Source organism: Nostoc sp. 'Lobaria pulmonaria (5183) cyanobiont' (assembly GCF_002949795.1).
Taxonomy (GTDB): Bacteria; Cyanobacteriota; Cyanobacteriia; order Cyanobacteriales; family Nostocaceae; genus Nostoc.
On the sequence record NZ_CP026692.1, the window covers coordinates 4,077,666 to 4,093,256 of the forward strand.

General features: G+C 43.6%; 18 protein-coding genes. 8 read left to right on the forward strand and 10 right to left on the reverse strand.

Translation table 11 applies throughout. The features are described from left to right. The first annotated feature begins 100 nt into the window (after positions 1–100). The 4 genes from NLP_RS17960 to NLP_RS17975 all read left to right on the forward strand — a co-directional run bounded on the left by NLP_RS17960 (position 101) and on the right by NLP_RS17975 (position 2,463). Positions 101–271 carry an NblA/ycf18 family protein gene (locus NLP_RS17960; RefSeq protein WP_012410163.1) on the forward strand — a complete coding sequence of 57 codons (171 nt, stop codon included), beginning with the start codon at positions 101–103 and terminating at the stop codon, positions 269–271. Positions 272–549: 278 nt separating this feature from the next. Further along, positions 550–1,107 (forward strand): bleomycin hydrolase, encoded by a 558-nt coding sequence (locus tag NLP_RS17965; RefSeq protein ID WP_104907577.1) that lies wholly within the window; start codon positions 550–552, stop codon positions 1,105–1,107. 78 nt (positions 1,108–1,185) lie between these two features. Continuing rightward, on the forward strand, positions 1,186–1,680 hold the full coding sequence (locus NLP_RS17970; protein WP_104907578.1) for a bleomycin hydrolase: 495 nt from the start codon (positions 1,186–1,188) through the stop codon (positions 1,678–1,680). Positions 1,681–1,854: 174 nt separating this feature from the next. Further along, a complete protein-coding gene (locus tag NLP_RS17975; protein WP_104907579.1) occupies positions 1,855–2,463 on the forward strand; it encodes a HEAT repeat domain-containing protein in 609 nt (202 codons plus the stop codon). Here NLP_RS17975 and NLP_RS17980 read toward each other — a convergent pair. The 3 genes from NLP_RS17980 to NLP_RS17990 are packed head-to-tail and all read right to left on the reverse strand — an operon-like array spanning position 2,444 to position 3,877. After that, complete coding sequence (locus NLP_RS17980) at positions 2,444–2,692, reverse strand: hypothetical protein (protein ID WP_199784640.1); 249 nt, start codon at positions 2,690–2,692, stop codon at positions 2,444–2,446. The genes NLP_RS17975 and NLP_RS17980 overlap by 20 nt on opposite strands. Positions 2,693–2,696: 4 nt before the next feature. Continuing rightward, positions 2,697–3,605, reverse strand: a complete 909-nt coding sequence (locus NLP_RS17985; RefSeq protein ID WP_104907580.1) for a HEAT repeat domain-containing protein — start codon at positions 3,603–3,605, stop codon at positions 2,697–2,699. A gap of 32 nt (positions 3,606–3,637) precedes the next feature. Further along, entirely contained in the window at positions 3,638–3,877 is a 240-nt protein-coding gene (locus NLP_RS17990) for a hypothetical protein (protein ID WP_104907581.1), read from the reverse strand. 353 nt (positions 3,878–4,230) lie between these two features. On the opposite strand from NLP_RS17990, the gene NLP_RS17995 reads away from it, so the two are divergent. Both NLP_RS17995 and NLP_RS18000 read left to right on the forward strand, forming a co-directional pair. After that, complete coding sequence (locus tag NLP_RS17995) at positions 4,231–5,502, forward strand: HEAT repeat domain-containing protein (RefSeq protein WP_104907582.1); 1,272 nt, start codon at positions 4,231–4,233, stop codon at positions 5,500–5,502. Positions 5,503–5,549: 47 nt separating this feature from the next. After that, the gene (locus NLP_RS18000) at positions 5,550–5,777 is read left to right on the forward strand and encodes a hypothetical protein (protein WP_104907583.1); all 228 of its coding nucleotides are present in this window, start codon (positions 5,550–5,552) and stop codon (positions 5,775–5,777) included. Between the two features lie 109 nt (positions 5,778–5,886). Here NLP_RS18000 and glgA read toward each other — a convergent pair whose 3' ends face one another. Together glgA and hemC are read right to left on the reverse strand one after the other, a co-directional pair. Beyond that, positions 5,887–7,329, reverse strand: a complete 1,443-nt coding sequence (gene glgA, locus NLP_RS18005) for a glycogen synthase GlgA (RefSeq protein ID WP_104907584.1) — start codon at positions 7,327–7,329, stop codon at positions 5,887–5,889. A 134-nt stretch (positions 7,330–7,463) separates the two neighbouring features. Next, positions 7,464–8,456: a hydroxymethylbilane synthase gene (gene hemC / locus NLP_RS18010; protein ID WP_104907585.1), complete on the reverse strand. Its 993-nt coding sequence runs from the start codon at positions 8,454–8,456 to the stop codon at positions 7,464–7,466. Between the two features lie 510 nt (positions 8,457–8,966). Between hemC and NLP_RS18020 the strand changes: the two genes are divergently transcribed. After that, positions 8,967–9,938, forward strand: coding sequence for a YegS/Rv2252/BmrU family lipid kinase (locus NLP_RS18020; protein ID WP_104907586.1), 972 nt, complete (start codon positions 8,967–8,969; stop codon positions 9,936–9,938). Between the two features lie 128 nt (positions 9,939–10,066). Further along, positions 10,067–11,617: a metallophosphoesterase family protein gene (locus NLP_RS18025; protein WP_104907587.1), complete on the forward strand. Its 1,551-nt coding sequence runs from the start codon at positions 10,067–10,069 to the stop codon at positions 11,615–11,617. A gap of 70 nt (positions 11,618–11,687) precedes the next feature. On the opposite strand, the gene NLP_RS18030 is transcribed toward NLP_RS18025, so the two are convergent. From NLP_RS18030 to NLP_RS18050, 5 genes are all read right to left on the reverse strand, one after another. Then, complete coding sequence (locus tag NLP_RS18030; RefSeq protein ID WP_104907588.1) at positions 11,688–11,897, reverse strand: LysR family transcriptional regulator; 210 nt, start codon at positions 11,895–11,897, stop codon at positions 11,688–11,690. 252 nt (positions 11,898–12,149) lie between these two features. After that, positions 12,150–12,557, reverse strand: coding sequence for a hypothetical protein (locus tag NLP_RS18035; RefSeq protein WP_104907589.1), 408 nt, complete (start codon positions 12,555–12,557; stop codon positions 12,150–12,152). Between the two features lie 342 nt (positions 12,558–12,899). Further along, positions 12,900–13,334 carry a CAAD domain-containing protein gene (locus NLP_RS18040; protein ID WP_104907590.1) on the reverse strand — a complete coding sequence of 145 codons (435 nt, stop codon included), beginning with the start codon at positions 13,332–13,334 and terminating at the stop codon, positions 12,900–12,902. A 181-nt stretch (positions 13,335–13,515) separates the two neighbouring features. Further along, positions 13,516–13,977, reverse strand: coding sequence for a BON domain-containing protein (locus NLP_RS18045; RefSeq protein ID WP_104907591.1), 462 nt, complete (start codon positions 13,975–13,977; stop codon positions 13,516–13,518). 139 nt (positions 13,978–14,116) lie between these two features. Next, positions 14,117–15,397 carry a general stress protein gene (locus tag NLP_RS18050; RefSeq protein WP_104907592.1) on the reverse strand — a complete coding sequence of 427 codons (1,281 nt, stop codon included), beginning with the start codon at positions 15,395–15,397 and terminating at the stop codon, positions 14,117–14,119. Positions 15,398–15,591: the final 194 nt, after the last annotated feature.

Here is a 15,591-nt window from a genome sequence, read left to right on the forward strand (position 1 = left end):
GACAATGTAGACATTTTACTGTGCGAGTGCTAAACTAGCGGAAAGCAATCGTCTTCCACTAACAACAAATACCCTTCGATTCAGTCAATCACAGGAGTGAATGATGGACTTTCCAGTCGAATTAACTTTAGAACAACAGTTTCGCTTACAAAATTTGAAAGATCAGGTAAAAAGTTTGAGTCAACAAGAGGCTCAAGAATTTTTACTAGAAGTTTTACGGCAGATGATGGTGAAAGATAATTTGGTCAAACATCTGCTGAAACAAGCTTGATCGAGTAAAAAACAAAATTTTTTCCTTAAGACTTACGCAATGGCAGAGTTCCATCAAAATGCGTAAGTCTTAATTTTTTTGCCCAATTTCGGCTAAATTTTGATTTTTTGATCGGGAAAGCCAAATATAGGTAAATATTACAGATTATTACTTTGTCTCTCATAGTAAAGACTAGGGTACTGTTGATCACCTATGTTTTTGTTTGGCTACTCACAGTTAACCTGATCGAGAACACGCCAAAAATAATATCCGCCATTTGTGAATATTAAGGAGAACTCATGGTTCTTGATGCTTTTTCCAAAGCTGTAATTGCGGCTGATGCCAAAACCGCTCCTATCGGTGGTGCTGACTTGGCAGCCCTTAAGTCTTTCATCGCTGAAGGCAACAAGCGCCTTGATGCAGTGAATGCGATCGCTAGCAACTCTAGCTGTGCCGTTTCTGATGCCATTGCTGGGATTGCCTGTGAAAACCAAGGTTTAATTCAAGCTGGTGGTAACCTGTACCCAACTCGTCGCCATGCTGCTTGCCTACGTGATGCCGAAATCATGCTGCGTTACGTGACCTATGCGCTATTGGCTGGTGATTCTTCTGTTTTGGACGATCGTGCTCTGAATGGGCTAAAAGAAACCTACACAGCTTTGGGCGTCCCCACCGGCTCTTCTGTACGTGCTGTACAGCTCCTGAAGGCTATCAGCGTTGCTCACATCACTAACACCAACACTGAAGCTAATGCTGGTAAAAGGTTCCGCAAGCAAGAAGTAGTTCAAGGCGACTGCTCTGCTCTAGCTGCTGAAGCTGCTAGCTACTTTGATCGCATTATTTCTGCTCTGAGCTAATAACTCATGGCTAACGGCTATTAGCCAAACGAACTGAAATTCAAACCCGATCAAATCCCATCTGGAGTATAAAAAGTAATGAAATCAGTTATCACCACGGTTATTACATCTGCTGATGCAGCAGGTCGTTTCCCATCCACCTCTGACCTAGAGTCCGTCCAAGGTAGCATTCAACGTGCTAACGCTCGTCTAGAAGCTGCTGAAAAACTGGCTTCTGGGATCGATGCTGTAGCTAAAGAAGGTTATGATGCAGCCTTCAAGAAGTATCCTTACTTGAACCAAGACGGTGAAGCTGGCGACACCCAAGTTAAAAAAGATAAGTGCCTCCGCGACATCAAGCACTACCTGCGCCTAATCAACTACAGCTTAGTTGTGGGTGGTACTGGGCCTTTGGACGAGTGGGGTATTGCAGGTGCTCGTGAAGTGTATCGCTCTTTGAATCTGCCTACTGCTCCCTACGTTACCGCAATGACTTACACCCGCGATCGCGCTTGCGCTCCTCGTGATTTGTCTCCTCAAGCGTTGGTTGAGTTCCGCAATCTCCTTGACTACGTAATCAACTCCCTGTCATAGTGACACGGATTGACTAGACGAGCGATTGTCACACTCTAGAACTAGGGACTTTCAGTCTGTTGCTTTGCCTAAATTAGGTTGAGTAATCGACTTAGAGTCCCTCAGTTGTGATTAATATTTATCATTATATCTCTATCTTGAACTCAAGAAATTTAAACAGTGAAATTTTCTCTTATGACAATAGATTCTCTATTTGACCAGTTGAAACACCCCAACCCCAATCTGCGGGAACGAGCCATGTGGGAACTGGCTGATGTCCGTGATGAAAATACTATTCCTCGGTTAATGAGTATTTTGGATGAAGAAGATGTAACCTACCGTCGAGCTGCGGTAAAGGCACTGGGTGCCATTGGTATAGATGCTGTACCGCCACTAGTAGAGTCATTGCTGAACAGCGATAATGGGACTATTCGGGGCAGTTGTGCTAAGGCCCTGGCACAAGTTGCCGCCAACCACCCAGACGTACCCTTCCCAACTGAGGGCTTACAGGGATTAAAAACAGCCCTCAATGACCCAAATGGTGTTGTTTATATTGCATCTGTGATGGCTCTGGGTGAGATTGGTTCCCCTGCTTTTGAAATTTTAACTGAAGCTCTAAAAACAACGGATAATGTTGCAGTGGCTGTAGCGATCGTGAATGCACTTGGTTCGATGGGTGATATCCGGGGAGTGGAAGTGCTGAGGGCATTGACTAATGATCAATCTGTCGATCCATATGTACGAGAGTCAGCAGTGAGTGCCTTACCCCGATTAGATCAGGTGATTAATTATAAGAGAGGGTAGCGCGATCGCTCTTACAATGCTGGTAGGCTGAAAGCCCCGGAGGAACAGGCACAGATTCATCGATTGGATAGTTCAGTGCCTCATACGCTTCAATCAGGGTTACTATCAGCTTATGCAGAGCTTGATCTTCTGGAGTCCGGTTTTTGCAAAATGTTAGGCGCTCTGCAATTGCTAGGGCGCGATCGTACTCTTCTTCCGTCTCAATCACCTTGGGAGTGTAAATGTCCATCGCCTTATTCCCAAGCTTCTTCCTCTAACTGCCTCTCAATTTGAGAAATCGCCAACTTAATAACTGCCTTAACCCCCGCTTCTTCTTCCTGAGTTAATGCGGCTTTCAGGGGTTCTAAAGCAGCACCGTCACCAATCTTCATCAATGCCAAAGCTGCTGCTTTTCGAGTTTCCCAATCGGGATGATGCAGTAAATCGATGAGGTTAGGAATTGCCGAACGATAGGTGAGGCTACCCAAAGCTGCTGCTGCTTCACACCGGACAATTTCAGATGGATCGGTGAGGGCGTTAATTAAAATATTAAATGCTCCTTCTTCAGTGCCTTCTTGAGCAATTTTAGCGATCGCTCCCACCACCGCAGCGCGAACCTCAGCCGAGTCTGAGTTAATCTCTCGATCTAAATATTCCTTCGCCTCTGCTCCAATAAATCCTAACGCCCATACTGCATATCCTTTGGCACTTTCTGGATACTCGTTTGATCCTAAGATTTTTAGTAATGCTGGCACAGCGGGCTTACCTATCTTGGCGAGCGCTCCCACCGACGAGGCTTTGACCACTGTATCTTCATCATTTAACAGAGCCTTGACCAAGGTTGGAATTGCGATCGGGTCAGCGATCAGTGTCAGGGTTTTAGTGCTAGCTCTCCGTACAACTGGGTTTGGGTGATTTGCCACAGCTTCCATCAATAAAGGGGCCGCTGGTTTACCGATTTTCCCCAATGCCTCTGCAAAACTCAACCTAACCATCCCCCGTGAGTCTCCCATACTCTCAATCATCTGCTTGAGTAGGTCTTGGTCATCAGGGTTGAAGGTGTTTAAGCTTAATTGCTCACTCACCGCTGCAAATAAAGCATCAGTTTCTGCCTGAGACAGATTTAACGAATCTTCCCCGGATTGAGTTTTGGAGTTGAGCATATAACTTATAGCTAAATTATCAAGATAAATTACTAGTTGCTGCCGCTCAGGGTAGCTTGCTGATTACGGAGATCCTGGAGGGCAGAATCAATCTTAGCAAGCTCAGGCTCTAGTTTTGCCATAACATTTACTTTCATTAACTTAGCCCGTTTTGCTGTTTCCATAGTTTCTTGGACTAGACGTTCCCGATACTGCTCAAGTTCTGCAATAACTTCTGCGACATCTAGAGCGGTTAAGTTGTCGGTTGTTGTGAGTTCTGAAGTTTCATCCATAAGTTTTGTTTCCTAAATGCGTGTTTATTTAAATTATGTGTGGTTAGTGTTCCCAAGAATATTTGTGATTTGGTTACTCGTTAAAGAGAGGCAACTAACTAATAGCTGACAAATGTATATGTTTCGATCTTCTCAGATCGCGTTACCACTGGTAAAGCTTTTTGATAGAAATCTTCAAAAGTCAAACCCAACTAATTATCCTCAAATAGCTACATAGAGGCTTTTGATGCTTCTAATCAATCCCGAAATAGAATTTATCTGCTATTTCCCAATTCCCAATCCCCAGTACCCAGTCCCTAGTACGATAGTAAACGTGACATCTGAGCAATTATCCAAAAGCAATTTACAGATCAATGGATAAACGTTTTTTTAAAATGTTTGGGCTAACAGAAGAAGAAGCGATCGCAATTATTGATACACCATTAGAACAACTCGAAGACGCTTCTGATAAGTATATTGCTGTTTCCCATTTAATTAACTTCCCAACTGAGCAATCGATCGCGGCTTTGGTGCGGGCGATTGAAACTAGTAACCCTAATGAGTTAGACCACCGCATTGTCCGACGCAAAGCTGTAGAAAGTCTGGGGCGATTGCAGGCACAATCAGCTTTACCTGTAATTCGGCAATGTCTGAAAGATGATGATATTTATACTATTGAAAATAGCGTGTGGGCGATCGGGGAAATTGGGACTAAAGATCCAGAAATTCTCGAAGAAGTGGCGCAATTGCTGGATAAACCAGGTCAAATCTATCGAGTCATTATTCACACTTTAGCTAATGCTGACTATCAGCCGTCCCTAGAACGTGTACTGAATTTTACCCAAGTTGAGGACGAACCTACCCGTAGTGCTGCGATCGCTACAGTTTGTCGGTTTACGGGTGACTACTCCCAAATTACTGAGGTGATGGCGCTGCTGCAAAGTCCCAGCGTCAATGCACGGCGCGGTTGCATTCAAGACCTGATAGATTCACACTACTACAAAGCCATCCCAGAAATTGCCCGTTGTCCTGTATCTCTGGTGTTCCGGTTAAGAGCATTGCGGATGCTTTTGGATGTAGGCGTCCCTAGTGGTGAAATTACCTTTACAGAAATTCAACCTTACTTAGAGCAAGTACTCTACGATCGTCCCAACGACCTCGATCTAGTACATGAGTATGATGCTACCCCTGTTCTAGATTTTGTGATTAACGAACTCTACGAAACCGATTTTGGACGTTGCTATTTAGCGACAAAAACTTTATTGGATATTTATGCACAAGAAGCACCAGCAGCACTTCTAGCAACTTATTCGGACAAGGCATATAACGATTATGGCGCTCATTATCATGTGATGAAACTTTTCGGCTGGCTCAAATATGCTCCCGCCTACGATTTGTTAGTAGAAAACCTGCACAACCGCGAACCTCAGTTTCAGAAATCTCGTGCTGCGTGTGCGATCGCTCTTGGTGAATTGGGTGATTCACGAGCAATTCCTGAAATTAAAATTTGCCTCAATACGCCAATTTGGGATTTAAAATACGCTTGTTTATTAGCACTAGAACGCTTAGGAGACTCATCCGGTCGGGAAATTTGCGCTCATGATGCTGACTGGTTAATTAGGGCGAAAGCGACGAGTACTCAATAGTTAGGAGTTACAAGTTAGGAGTTATATCAAGTCTAGATAATTATGCAATGGTATTGTCAGTCGATGCAATGGTATTGTCAGCCGATGCATTGGCATTGTCAGTCGATGCAATGGCATTGTCAGCCGATGCATTGGCATTGTCAGTCGATGCATTGGCATTGTCAGTCAATGCAATGGCATTGTCAGTCGATGCATTGGCATTGTCAGTTGATGCATTGGCATTGCAGGTCAAGAGACTTGTGGACACCAAGCTCCGCAAGCTTTTAGGGGATTAAGGGGTGGGGTTCTTCGGGTTTAATTAGTAAATCAAGCGGACATGATATTAGGAGTTAGGAGTTAGGAGTTAGGAGTAGAGGCGTACATCTGTACGCCTCTATTGGCAGTTTAGGACTTGCTACTGGTGACTGCTTCGTTTAAGACTAACTCTGGTTCTGGTGTCTTCTCCTCTTCTTCTGGCAAACCGTAAATTGACCTGTACAACTTCACGTACTGCTTGGCAGATTGATACCAACTAAAATTTTGACTCATGCCCCGTTTTTGTAGTTCTTGCCATTGCGGTTTGAAACGGAAGCCTTCCCAAGCCCGGATCATAGAGGTGAAAAGGTCTAGCGGTTCATAGCGATCAAAGCAATAACCGGTGCCTGCGGCATTTTCAGGATCGTGATGGGTTACGGTGTCAACTAATCCACCTGTGCGGCGGACAATGGGCACAGAACCATAGCGCAAAGCCATCATTTGACTAATACCGCATGGTTCAAAACGACTGGGCATCAAGAAGGCATCAGTACCAGCATAGATCCGGCGAGACAGGGCATCGTTATACAGCAAGTAAGTTGCCATACGTCCGGGAAAGCGGGATGCTAATTGCCACATCTGAGTTTCATAGTAGCGATCGCCTGTACCCAACACCACAAACTGTGCATCTGTATAAGATAGGAAGCGATCGAGGATTTGTAATATCAAATCAATGCCTTTTTGTTCCACTAATCGCGTCACAATCCCAATGAAAAAGGCTTTGGAGTTGACTTCTAACCCTAGTTCTTCTTGCAAAGCAATTTTGTTGGACTTGCGTTTATCTAAAGTATCAGCAGTGAAGATTTGGGCAATATATTTGTCATTTTCTGGATTATAAACTTCGGTATCAATACCGTTAATAATCCCAGATAATTTTCCGCTAATAAAAGACAGCAAACCTTCTAATGTTTCACCGTAAGTCAGTGTCTTGATTTGCTCGGCGTAGGTGGGCGAAACTGTATTTACCTGATTGGCAAATTGTACCGCCGCTGCCATTACGTTGTGTCCTTGCATATACCAGGGACACCAAGTAATTTTCTCTAAATACCAACGCCACGGCCCTTGATAAGCCAGATTATGAATGGTAAACACCGTGCTGATATCAGGATCTTGATGCATCCACACGGGAATCATCCCTGTATGCCAATCGTGGCAATGGATAATATCTGGCTTCCAGTAATTCCAGGCAAACTCGGCTGCACCATTAGCAAACAATGTGAACCGCCAATCTTCATCATCTCCAGAATAGATGCGGCGTGGCATGAAGGCCGGATGTCCAAATAAGTACAAGGGAACATCAGTACCAGGCAGAACACTTTCGTATACTGCAAAGTGCTGAAACATGGCATCTCCCCACCAGATAGGTTCTTGGGGAATTTCCATTTTGTCTGGCAGGAAGCCGTAGTAAGGCAAGAATATCCGCACATCATGCCCCATTTCTCTCAGGACTTTGGGTAATGCCCCGACAACATCACCCATTCCTCCTACTTTCGCAACTGGTGCTGCCTCTGCTGCAACAAATAGAATCCGCATGGTAATTTTTGCTTCCCTGAGTCTATATTGTCAAATTAACTTTGTGAAATCCCGACCAACGCGACTTGTCGCGTCCGGCACATCAGTGCAACGGCGATCAATTCTTATCTAATCACATCGCCTTGCCCAATTGCTTAGGAACCGCGCTGAATCACTGCAAAAATTTCTGATAAAATTTCTTGCGCTCCCTGTTGTCGCAACAGTTCTGCTAGTTCTATGCCTAGTGCTTCGGCGTTATTGGCAATCCCGGTAACGGTATCTTTGACGAACTTTTGACCATCTACACTGGCTACTATCCCGGTTAAGGTCAAATTATCACCAGATATTTCTGTATTTACACCGATAGGTACTTGACAGCCGCCCTCTAAAGAGCGGAGGAAAGATCGTTCGGCGAGACAGCGATCGCGTGTTTGGGGATGTTCGATCGCTTTGAGTAGAGATAGCAATTCACTATCATCAGCACGGCATTCTATCCCTAAAGCACCTTGTCCAACGGCGTGGAGGGAGATTTCTGCGGGGAGAATTTGGTGAATGCGTAGGTGCAACCCGGCGCAGCCATCGCTCATTCCCAATCTCTCTAACCCTGCTGCTGCCAAAATTAAGGCATCGTATTCACCTGCATCCAGTTTTGCCAACCGTGTAATTAAGTTTCCCCGCACATCCTTAAAGGCAAAGTGGGGGAAGTGGTGGCGTAACTGTGCTAACCGCCGTAGCGAAGATGTACCAATTACCGCACCTTCTGGCAACGTATCGATTTGTTTATCTTTGTGCTTTTCATGCACCACTAATGCATCTGCTGGGTTTTCTCGTTCAGTAATTGCTGCTAACGTTAACCCTTCTGGTAAGTGAGTCGGCAAATCCTTGAGAGAATGAACGGCAAAGTCAATCTCTTGATTGAGCATTCCGAGTTCAAGTTCTTTAGTAAAAAGTCCTTTATCGCCAATCTTAGCTAAGGCTACATCCAAGATTTTATCGCCTTGGGTAGACATGGTGTGGACTTCAAAAGTGATATCAGGATAGCAATTCTTGAGTTGCTCTTGTACCCAGTAGGTCTGAACCAGAGCAAGTTGGCTTTTGCGCGAACCAATCCGAATAGTGCGTGGGGGACTAGAAACAACTGAAGTCATAAAACAATATAATAAGACGATAAATTCACTCTCATCTACACTACCGTAGTCAGTGACTCATACGAATTTTGGGTTTTGGATTTGGGATTTTGGATTACAATTCTTTACCAAAAGCTTGTTTGAGGAATCTCAAATAATAGAGGCGAATGGGGAGTGGGTATAGTTTTTCGTGTTGGTTATAAACCTCGCGACCCAAAGCGTTGTATGCATATCTCCACAAAGCGATAGTTGTGCTTTCATAATTGAGTCGGTGAAATGCATCAGATATTGCTAACGCTCGAATGAAATCTTAACTGTAATTTGACCAATTCTCAATATTCAACTTAATTGCCCGATAACGAGGTCAAATGCTAAAAAATCAGAAACGATACAATTCAAACTCTCACATCGTGCTGAACTTGGTCAATATCTCTAAAAAACTCAGCCCCAAAAGGGAAGTTGAAAATTTACAGGAATGCTAAGAATAATTTGCTATCTTCGTTAGTTATCCAAGCTTAGTTTTTATGCCTTATGAATCGTTCCGCCTGTCTCATCTTTAATCCTGTTGCTGGTCAAGGCGACCCAGATACAGAGCTAGCAGAAATTCGGGCAATATTAGAGCCAGATATCGATCTAGATATTTATTTTACAACTGAAGAAATCGATGCTGACCAACTGGCATATCAAGCGTTAGAGCGAGGAGTAGAGGCAATCATTGCTTCCGGGGGGGATGGTACTCTCTCAATAGCGGCGGCGGCGGTAGTGGGAACTGATATCCCATTTGGGATCATTTCCAGAGGAACAGCGAACGCTTTTGCCACAGCTTTAGGAATTCCTGACACGATCGCAGGTGCGTGTGAGACAATTTTGCAGGGAGCAACCACCCATGTAGACGTAGCCTATTGCAACGATCGGCCAATGGTACTCTTGGCAGGTATTGGCTTTGAAGCTGAAACTGTAGAATTGGCAGACCGAGATGCCAAGAATCGCTTCGGGATGATGGCCTACGTTTTGGCAGGAATCCAACAATTAAGAAATTTAAAAAACTTTGATGTTGAAATTGAAACTGAAGATAGGATAATTAAAACTAGCGCCTGTGCAGTAACAGTAGCAAATGCCGCGCCTCCCACATCAGTTTTGGCTCAAGGCCCAGCAGGTCTGATTTATGATGATGGGTTACTAGATTTAACAATTGTCGCTTCAACTAACAAGGCAGGAGCGATCGCCGCCACATTTCATCTATTTCAAACGGCTTCTACAGGTAACGCCGTAGACCGGGATGATATTGGCTTCCTGCGAGCCAAACAATTTAAAATTACGACTAACCCACCACAAAAAGTTGTTCTAGATGGTGAAATAGTAGGCAAAACACCTGTAGAAATTAAGTGTGTACCAGCAGGCTTAAGAATTTTCGTGCCATTAGTAGAAGAAGTTGAGCCTACCGAAAAACTAGAGGGACTTCCTAATCTGACTATTGAGATGAAAGATACAGCCGGAGAATAAGGGCAGGGGGCATGGGACATTAGACATTGGGCATTGGGGACAAGGAGAAAGACTTGTTGCAAGTTCTCACCTCTTGTCCCCTTGTCTCCCCTGCTCCCCTTCAATTGAAAACTCAGGAGTAGGTTGCATTGAAACTTGTATCTGATCCAGCGATCGCTAACAAAATTCGGAAAATGAATCAGCGGGTACGGTGGCAAGATCCGTTAATTGTGGAACGGAATATTGACCAAACTCGGCTGGTTTTGGAAGATGGTCAAACAGACAATTCGGAGTTCTCATTTTTAGTTGTCGGTGATAGTGGTTCCGGCGCGCACCGGGGACACAATCCTCAGCGACAGGTGGCTGAACTCATGCTGCCCCATCACAAGGAATCCCGGTTTATGCTGCATACGGGGGATGTGATTTATTTAGTGGGATCGAGTGAATACTACCAGCAAAACTTCATCCAGCCTTACCGAGAGTTTATCTTGGGCACAGAGCATCGCAAACAGATTGCTTTTGACCAGATGGTTTTTAAGCTGCCCATTTTACCAGTGCCGGGAAATCACGATTACTATAACTTGCCGATTTTATTGAGCTTGGCATCCCTAACAACATTACCCATTCGTCACCTGTTGCGATCGCGCTTAGACTTAGATGTGGGCTTGCATGGCTCAGGAACCGGTGAAGCTTACGCACGAGCATTTCTGGACTATCTGAAGGCGTTTCAGCTTCCGGGTGAGTTAGCCAGTCACTTAGATCAGTACTATACAGCCAAGACAGATACAGGTCGTTGTCTTTCTTATCAACCTGGGCACTTTACCCGTCTTCCCAATCGCTACTACACTTTTCGCTATGGCGGTATTGATTTCTTTGCCTTGGATTCTAATACATTTAACGATCCACCACCGTTACCTAAAACAAAAGAAGGTGATGCCGATCGCAAACTCTTAGAAAAACGCCGTGAAGATTTCGAGCAAGAAAAGCTAGAAATCATTGAAAATTCATCAAAGCTTCGTCCTGAAAATCCCAATGAAGCCGATCAATTAGACGACTTCCACGCCAAGGTATCACAAATTGAAGAACTTATTGTTGATATCGATAAGCAACTAGCTACAAATAAAACAACGCTGACTGACACTGAACAACTGGAATGGCTCAAACAAAGATTAATTGAATCTTGGAATAATGATGAAGTTCGGGGAAGGGTGATTTATTTTCATCATCCACCTTATGTAACTGAGGCGACGAAGTGGCAGCAAGCACAAACTCTAATCGTTCGCGATCGCCTGCGTGGTGTGCTGGATGCGGTAGCGAAAGAAATCGGTTCCCTGACTCAGGGGCGTCCTTTGGTCAATTTAGTATTAAACGGTCATGCGCACTGCTTAGAACATCTGGAGACAATGGATACAGGACACGCTGATTCTCATATCCACTGGATTGTTTGTGGCGGTAGCGGGTTTAGTTTGCGCCGCCAACGGATGGAGGGAGCAGATTTGATGGAAGAGAAAAAATTAGTGGCGCGATCGCATCTTTTCATCGGTCGCAATGGTCAAGGTTTTCAAAAGCGACGACCTTATTCAGGTTTACGTATTGACGTTAAAGGCGATGGACAGCCCAAGTTTATTGTGCGTCCTTTGGTTGCCGAATGGTATCAGCGGCAATGGCATAATCGTGAACTTGAGCCACTAATCATTTAGGCTTCTGGAAAACTTTTCGGTCTACTGAAATTACATCTTTGCGTCTTTCTAGCGATTTGAACTATGCAACTTAAAATTGTAAGCTAGCGATCGCATCATCACCGTCATGTAACGCATCGACAATGGGTAAACAGTTTTCGTAATACAGCCGTCCTTCTTCAGTTAAAGAAACCCGCCGCGTCGTGCGATGAAATAATCGGACTCCTAGCCGTTGCTCTAGCTCATTCACCTTCAGACTGACAGTAGATTTAGGCAAGTCCAGCGATCGTGCTGCTGCAATAAATCCTCAGTACTACACACAAATTGGTTATCTCAACCATGTTTAGCACCTAGCGATGTCTACGACGGGCTACGCCTACGCAAAAATGCGAATAAATTCAAATTCTTAATTGCATTGGAATATTCAAAAATTTTGATATGTCAGGTTGTGCTTTATTCGCACATAAAATTAGAGACGCAATAATTGCGTCTCTGGATAACACTTATTTAGCCTTCTTACGTGTAATTGCACCCAGCAAAAGGAAGTAGTTAATTAAATTATTCCTGGGCCTCTACCTCGGCTGTCACCCCTATCTGTCAACTTGCCTTCCTCGTCCTGATTAACTTCTCCAAGTTCTTCAATACGTTCTTCCCTATCTTCTGCCGCTTGTTGGCGTGCATCACCCGGTTCTTCGTAATACATTTCCGGTTCAATTGCATAGTTATTAGACAAACCTTCTCTGTCTATGGTATAGCCGTCAGTGGTGCGTATACTTTCTGAATCGGTTTGGTCATCCGTAGGTGCATCTGCCTCCCGTTCTTCTGTGGGGAGTGTTTTGTACTTATCTCCTTCTCTTTCCATACGAGCAGCAGTTTCAGCTGGGATGATGCCGCGATCGTAAGTATCAACTTCCGCTCTATCGGATGAATCTGTATCTCTCTTAACTGCTTCATTAGCCATAATTTATGTCCTTGTTAAAGAATCTATTAAATAACTTCAAAAACCAGATTAGGCTGTTTTTTATCTCCGAGCTACTATCTTGAGAAGTGACTTAAATTTAAAATTCATGTTATATTCTCTATCTTTTGATGTATCCAAAAGACTAAGATGGAATCCGATTAAATACTGTGAATTTACATTTCTTGGTGTAACAACGTTTTAGTTGAAGTCCACTTAACATTAAAAGGGCAATTAGAATCTGCAACTATACAAAGCTTTACCAAGTCCGCAGAGACGGACGAGAGTTTATGTAGCTGCCAATTCTATTTGCCCGTGTAAATCCTAGTTTAATAGTTAGTAAATTTACTCGCCCACGAATTGGCTTTTCAGTAATTGAATTTCATCGGCTAATTGTTGGCGAGTTGAAGCCTTGAGTAGATAACGGAAAATAAACCAACTGGTGTAACTAATTCCAACTAACTCAAAAAGTGGTGATAGTAATGGAATATCATTGATTGCAGCTAGTAATGCTAGTACTAGCCTAGCTGTAACAATCGCCGTCAAAATTAAACCAACGGTTATTAAAGGCTGCTTGTAGTCTTGAAAAAAGTCACTTAAGTATTGGGGCAGTTGCTCTAAAAATTGAGAAATTTGTCTGCTAATTTGCTGCCATTGAGATTCAGGTTCAGGTGCTGGTGGTAACTTTGGCAAGTTTGCAGTATCAGTACCTTCAAGTGCTAGCGTAGTTTGTGATAAGGAAGCATCAATCGATTCACGTTGCTGTTGTTCGGTTTCCATAGTTTTTATGTTCGGTAACTACAAGACTTTGTATAACTGAACTGAGGATCAATAAATATAGTTATTAAGGTTGTCAGTTGTCAATTATTAGTGGCCAGTAATAAGTTTAACTGACCACTTAAACTGAGCAGGAATATTTAAATCTGTCTATGCCTACCTGCTCGCTTTGTTGTTAGCTGCCCTATTGTTTTGGTGCGGCAACTGTTGCTTTCACAACTACACTCTTGACACCTTTAATTTGTTTAGCTAATTTTTCAATTTTAGCCAACTCCTGCTGATTGCTGACAGTTCCTGAGACAGTCACAATCCCACCATCTGCGGCATTAACTGTTAGTTGGCTCTTAGGTATATTAACCTCCAACTTAGAGCGAACTTCACTTGCTAAGTCACCTTTGGCTCGTTGTGTATCGCCACCCGTAGTATTATTGCGCTGTTCGCGGGCGCGGATATCAGAATTAGCTTGGTTTCTGCGAACTTCACTTTGTGCGTCTTGTTGAGAAGCTTGTGTTGTTTTTGCAGTCGGTGTTTGGGGAGCTTCATTAGGATTATTGGGTGCAGATTCACTTGTTTTAGAAGCGTTATCACAAGCAGCAACACCGAAGATTAATAAGCCGCTAATTAAGAAGGGGGTTAGCTTTTGCATAGATTTAATTCGCAATCGAAAAGTGAAATTTGTTGATATTTACGGCAAGTGAGAAGCAAGTTGTTTTGTCAGGAGCAAAATTTTCAAATTATTGCTCCTGCAATTTTGTCTAATTAGTGTAAATGAAAACTACTTTTGATTAAAGTACTTCATCACGACGATCGACAATAACTACAGAAGGATCGTTTTTATTAGTCTCTGTTGAGTAATTGGGACGAATGGGATCGACTACTGCTGCATCACGATCGCTTACTCGCTCGGAACCTGGGCGATATTTACTAATCTCTGTGGCATCATAGATTGCAAATTCTTCAATACCTCGATGTTTGAGAATTACTTCAGCTTGGTGGATTTCAGCTTCCGTACCATCAAGAATTACTAAGTAGTCGCCTCTTTGGAAGCGATCGCCATATACTCGCGCCTTGTCTTCAGGAATTCCCAAGCCAACGAGTGCGCCTACAATACTCCCGGCTGCTGCACCGATCGCACCACCAGTTAATGTTGTCGCTAAAGTTGTTGCAACTGCGCCACCTGCAATTACAGGCCCAATCCCAGGAATTGCTAGAGTTCCCAGTCCAACTAATAAGCCAGTCAAGCCGCCTAGAACACCACCTGTAGCGGCTCCAGCTTTTGCACCATCATCTGCTTTATTACCAGTACCAACGTTTCTATCTACATCTACACCACCGATCCCATGACCGTTTGTATCTTTGGCAATGATGGAGATTTGATTCAAAGAAAAACCTGCATCTCGCAATTCTGTAATTGCTACTTCAGCATCTCGACGATGAGAAAATACCCCGATTGCACGTTTGGCAACACCACTATAACCCGCAGTTGCAGCTGGAGTCACATAACCAGTGGCTGCATTTGTCGCATCTGGGTGGTCGTAAATACCAAACTCTTCCACACCCTGATTATTTAAAATTGCTTCTGCTCTTAGGATTTCTGCATCTGTACCATCGACAATGACTAAATAGTGTCCTTGTTTGACACGTTCGTCGTAAACTCTAGCTCGTTCTTCAGGAATTCCTAAACCAATTAACGCACCAAGCAGACTACCAGCTACTGCACCAATACCAGCGCCAGCGAGAGTTGTAGCTAGGGTAGTTGCTGCGGCTCCAGCCAACATAATTGGCCCAATTCCAGGAATTGCTAAAGTGCCAAGACCGACTAATAAGCCAGCTAATCCGCCTAAAGCACCGCCTGTAGCTGCTCCGACTTTAGCACCGTCGTCAGATTTATCGCCAACGCGATCGCTCACATCCGCACCAGCAATATCGTCTCTGTCTCCATCTTGTGTAATGACAGAAACTCTGTCCATGTCAAAGCCAACTTTTTTTAATTCATGTAGGGCATGTTCAACATCTCGACGATGAGAAAAGACACCTACAGCACGTTTCTGTACACCTACAACCATTATTCTTGCTCCTCAGCCAAAATCAATTATCTACTAATTTATAGCTCCTAATAGCCCTTATTAATACATGTTTATGTTTATTTTTCATCAATCGCTTGGAAGAATTTTTATCTCTATCATTAGATATAGGTGATTTTATCTAAAGTTAGTAATTAAATCTCAACTAAAAAATATGTTTCCTTTTATGAAGTTTA

Coding starts and splice junctions, on each gene's coding strand:
- NLP_RS17960 (WP_012410163.1), top strand. CDS start 101: ATGATGGACTTTCCAGTCGAATTAACTTTAGAACAACAGTTTCGCTTA.
- NLP_RS17965 (WP_104907577.1), top strand. CDS start 550: ATGGTTCTTGATGCTTTTTCCAAAGCTGTAATTGCGGCTGATGCCAAA.
- NLP_RS17970 (WP_104907578.1), top strand. CDS start 1,186: ATGAAATCAGTTATCACCACGGTTATTACATCTGCTGATGCAGCAGGT.
- NLP_RS17975 (WP_104907579.1), top strand. CDS start 1,855: ATGACAATAGATTCTCTATTTGACCAGTTGAAACACCCCAACCCCAAT.
- NLP_RS17980 (WP_199784640.1), bottom strand. CDS start 2,692: ATGGACATTTACACTCCCAAGGTGATTGAGACGGAAGAAGAGTACGAT.
- NLP_RS17985 (WP_104907580.1), bottom strand. CDS start 3,605: ATGCTCAACTCCAAAACTCAATCCGGGGAAGATTCGTTAAATCTGTCT.
- NLP_RS17990 (WP_104907581.1), bottom strand. CDS start 3,877: ATGGATGAAACTTCAGAACTCACAACAACCGACAACTTAACCGCTCTA.
- NLP_RS17995 (WP_104907582.1), top strand. CDS start 4,231: ATGGATAAACGTTTTTTTAAAATGTTTGGGCTAACAGAAGAAGAAGCG.
- NLP_RS18000 (WP_104907583.1), top strand. CDS start 5,550: ATGGTATTGTCAGTCGATGCAATGGTATTGTCAGCCGATGCATTGGCA.
- glgA (WP_104907584.1), bottom strand. CDS start 7,329: ATGCGGATTCTATTTGTTGCAGCAGAGGCAGCACCAGTTGCGAAAGTA.
- hemC (WP_104907585.1), bottom strand. CDS start 8,456: ATGACTTCAGTTGTTTCTAGTCCCCCACGCACTATTCGGATTGGTTCG.
- NLP_RS18020 (WP_104907586.1), top strand. CDS start 8,967: ATGAATCGTTCCGCCTGTCTCATCTTTAATCCTGTTGCTGGTCAAGGC.
- NLP_RS18035 (WP_104907589.1), bottom strand. CDS start 12,557: ATGGCTAATGAAGCAGTTAAGAGAGATACAGATTCATCCGATAGAGCG.
- NLP_RS18040 (WP_104907590.1), bottom strand. CDS start 13,334: ATGGAAACCGAACAACAGCAACGTGAATCGATTGATGCTTCCTTATCA.
- NLP_RS18045 (WP_104907591.1), bottom strand. CDS start 13,977: ATGCAAAAGCTAACCCCCTTCTTAATTAGCGGCTTATTAATCTTCGGT.
- NLP_RS18050 (WP_104907592.1), bottom strand. CDS start 15,397: ATGGTTGTAGGTGTACAGAAACGTGCTGTAGGTGTCTTTTCTCATCGT.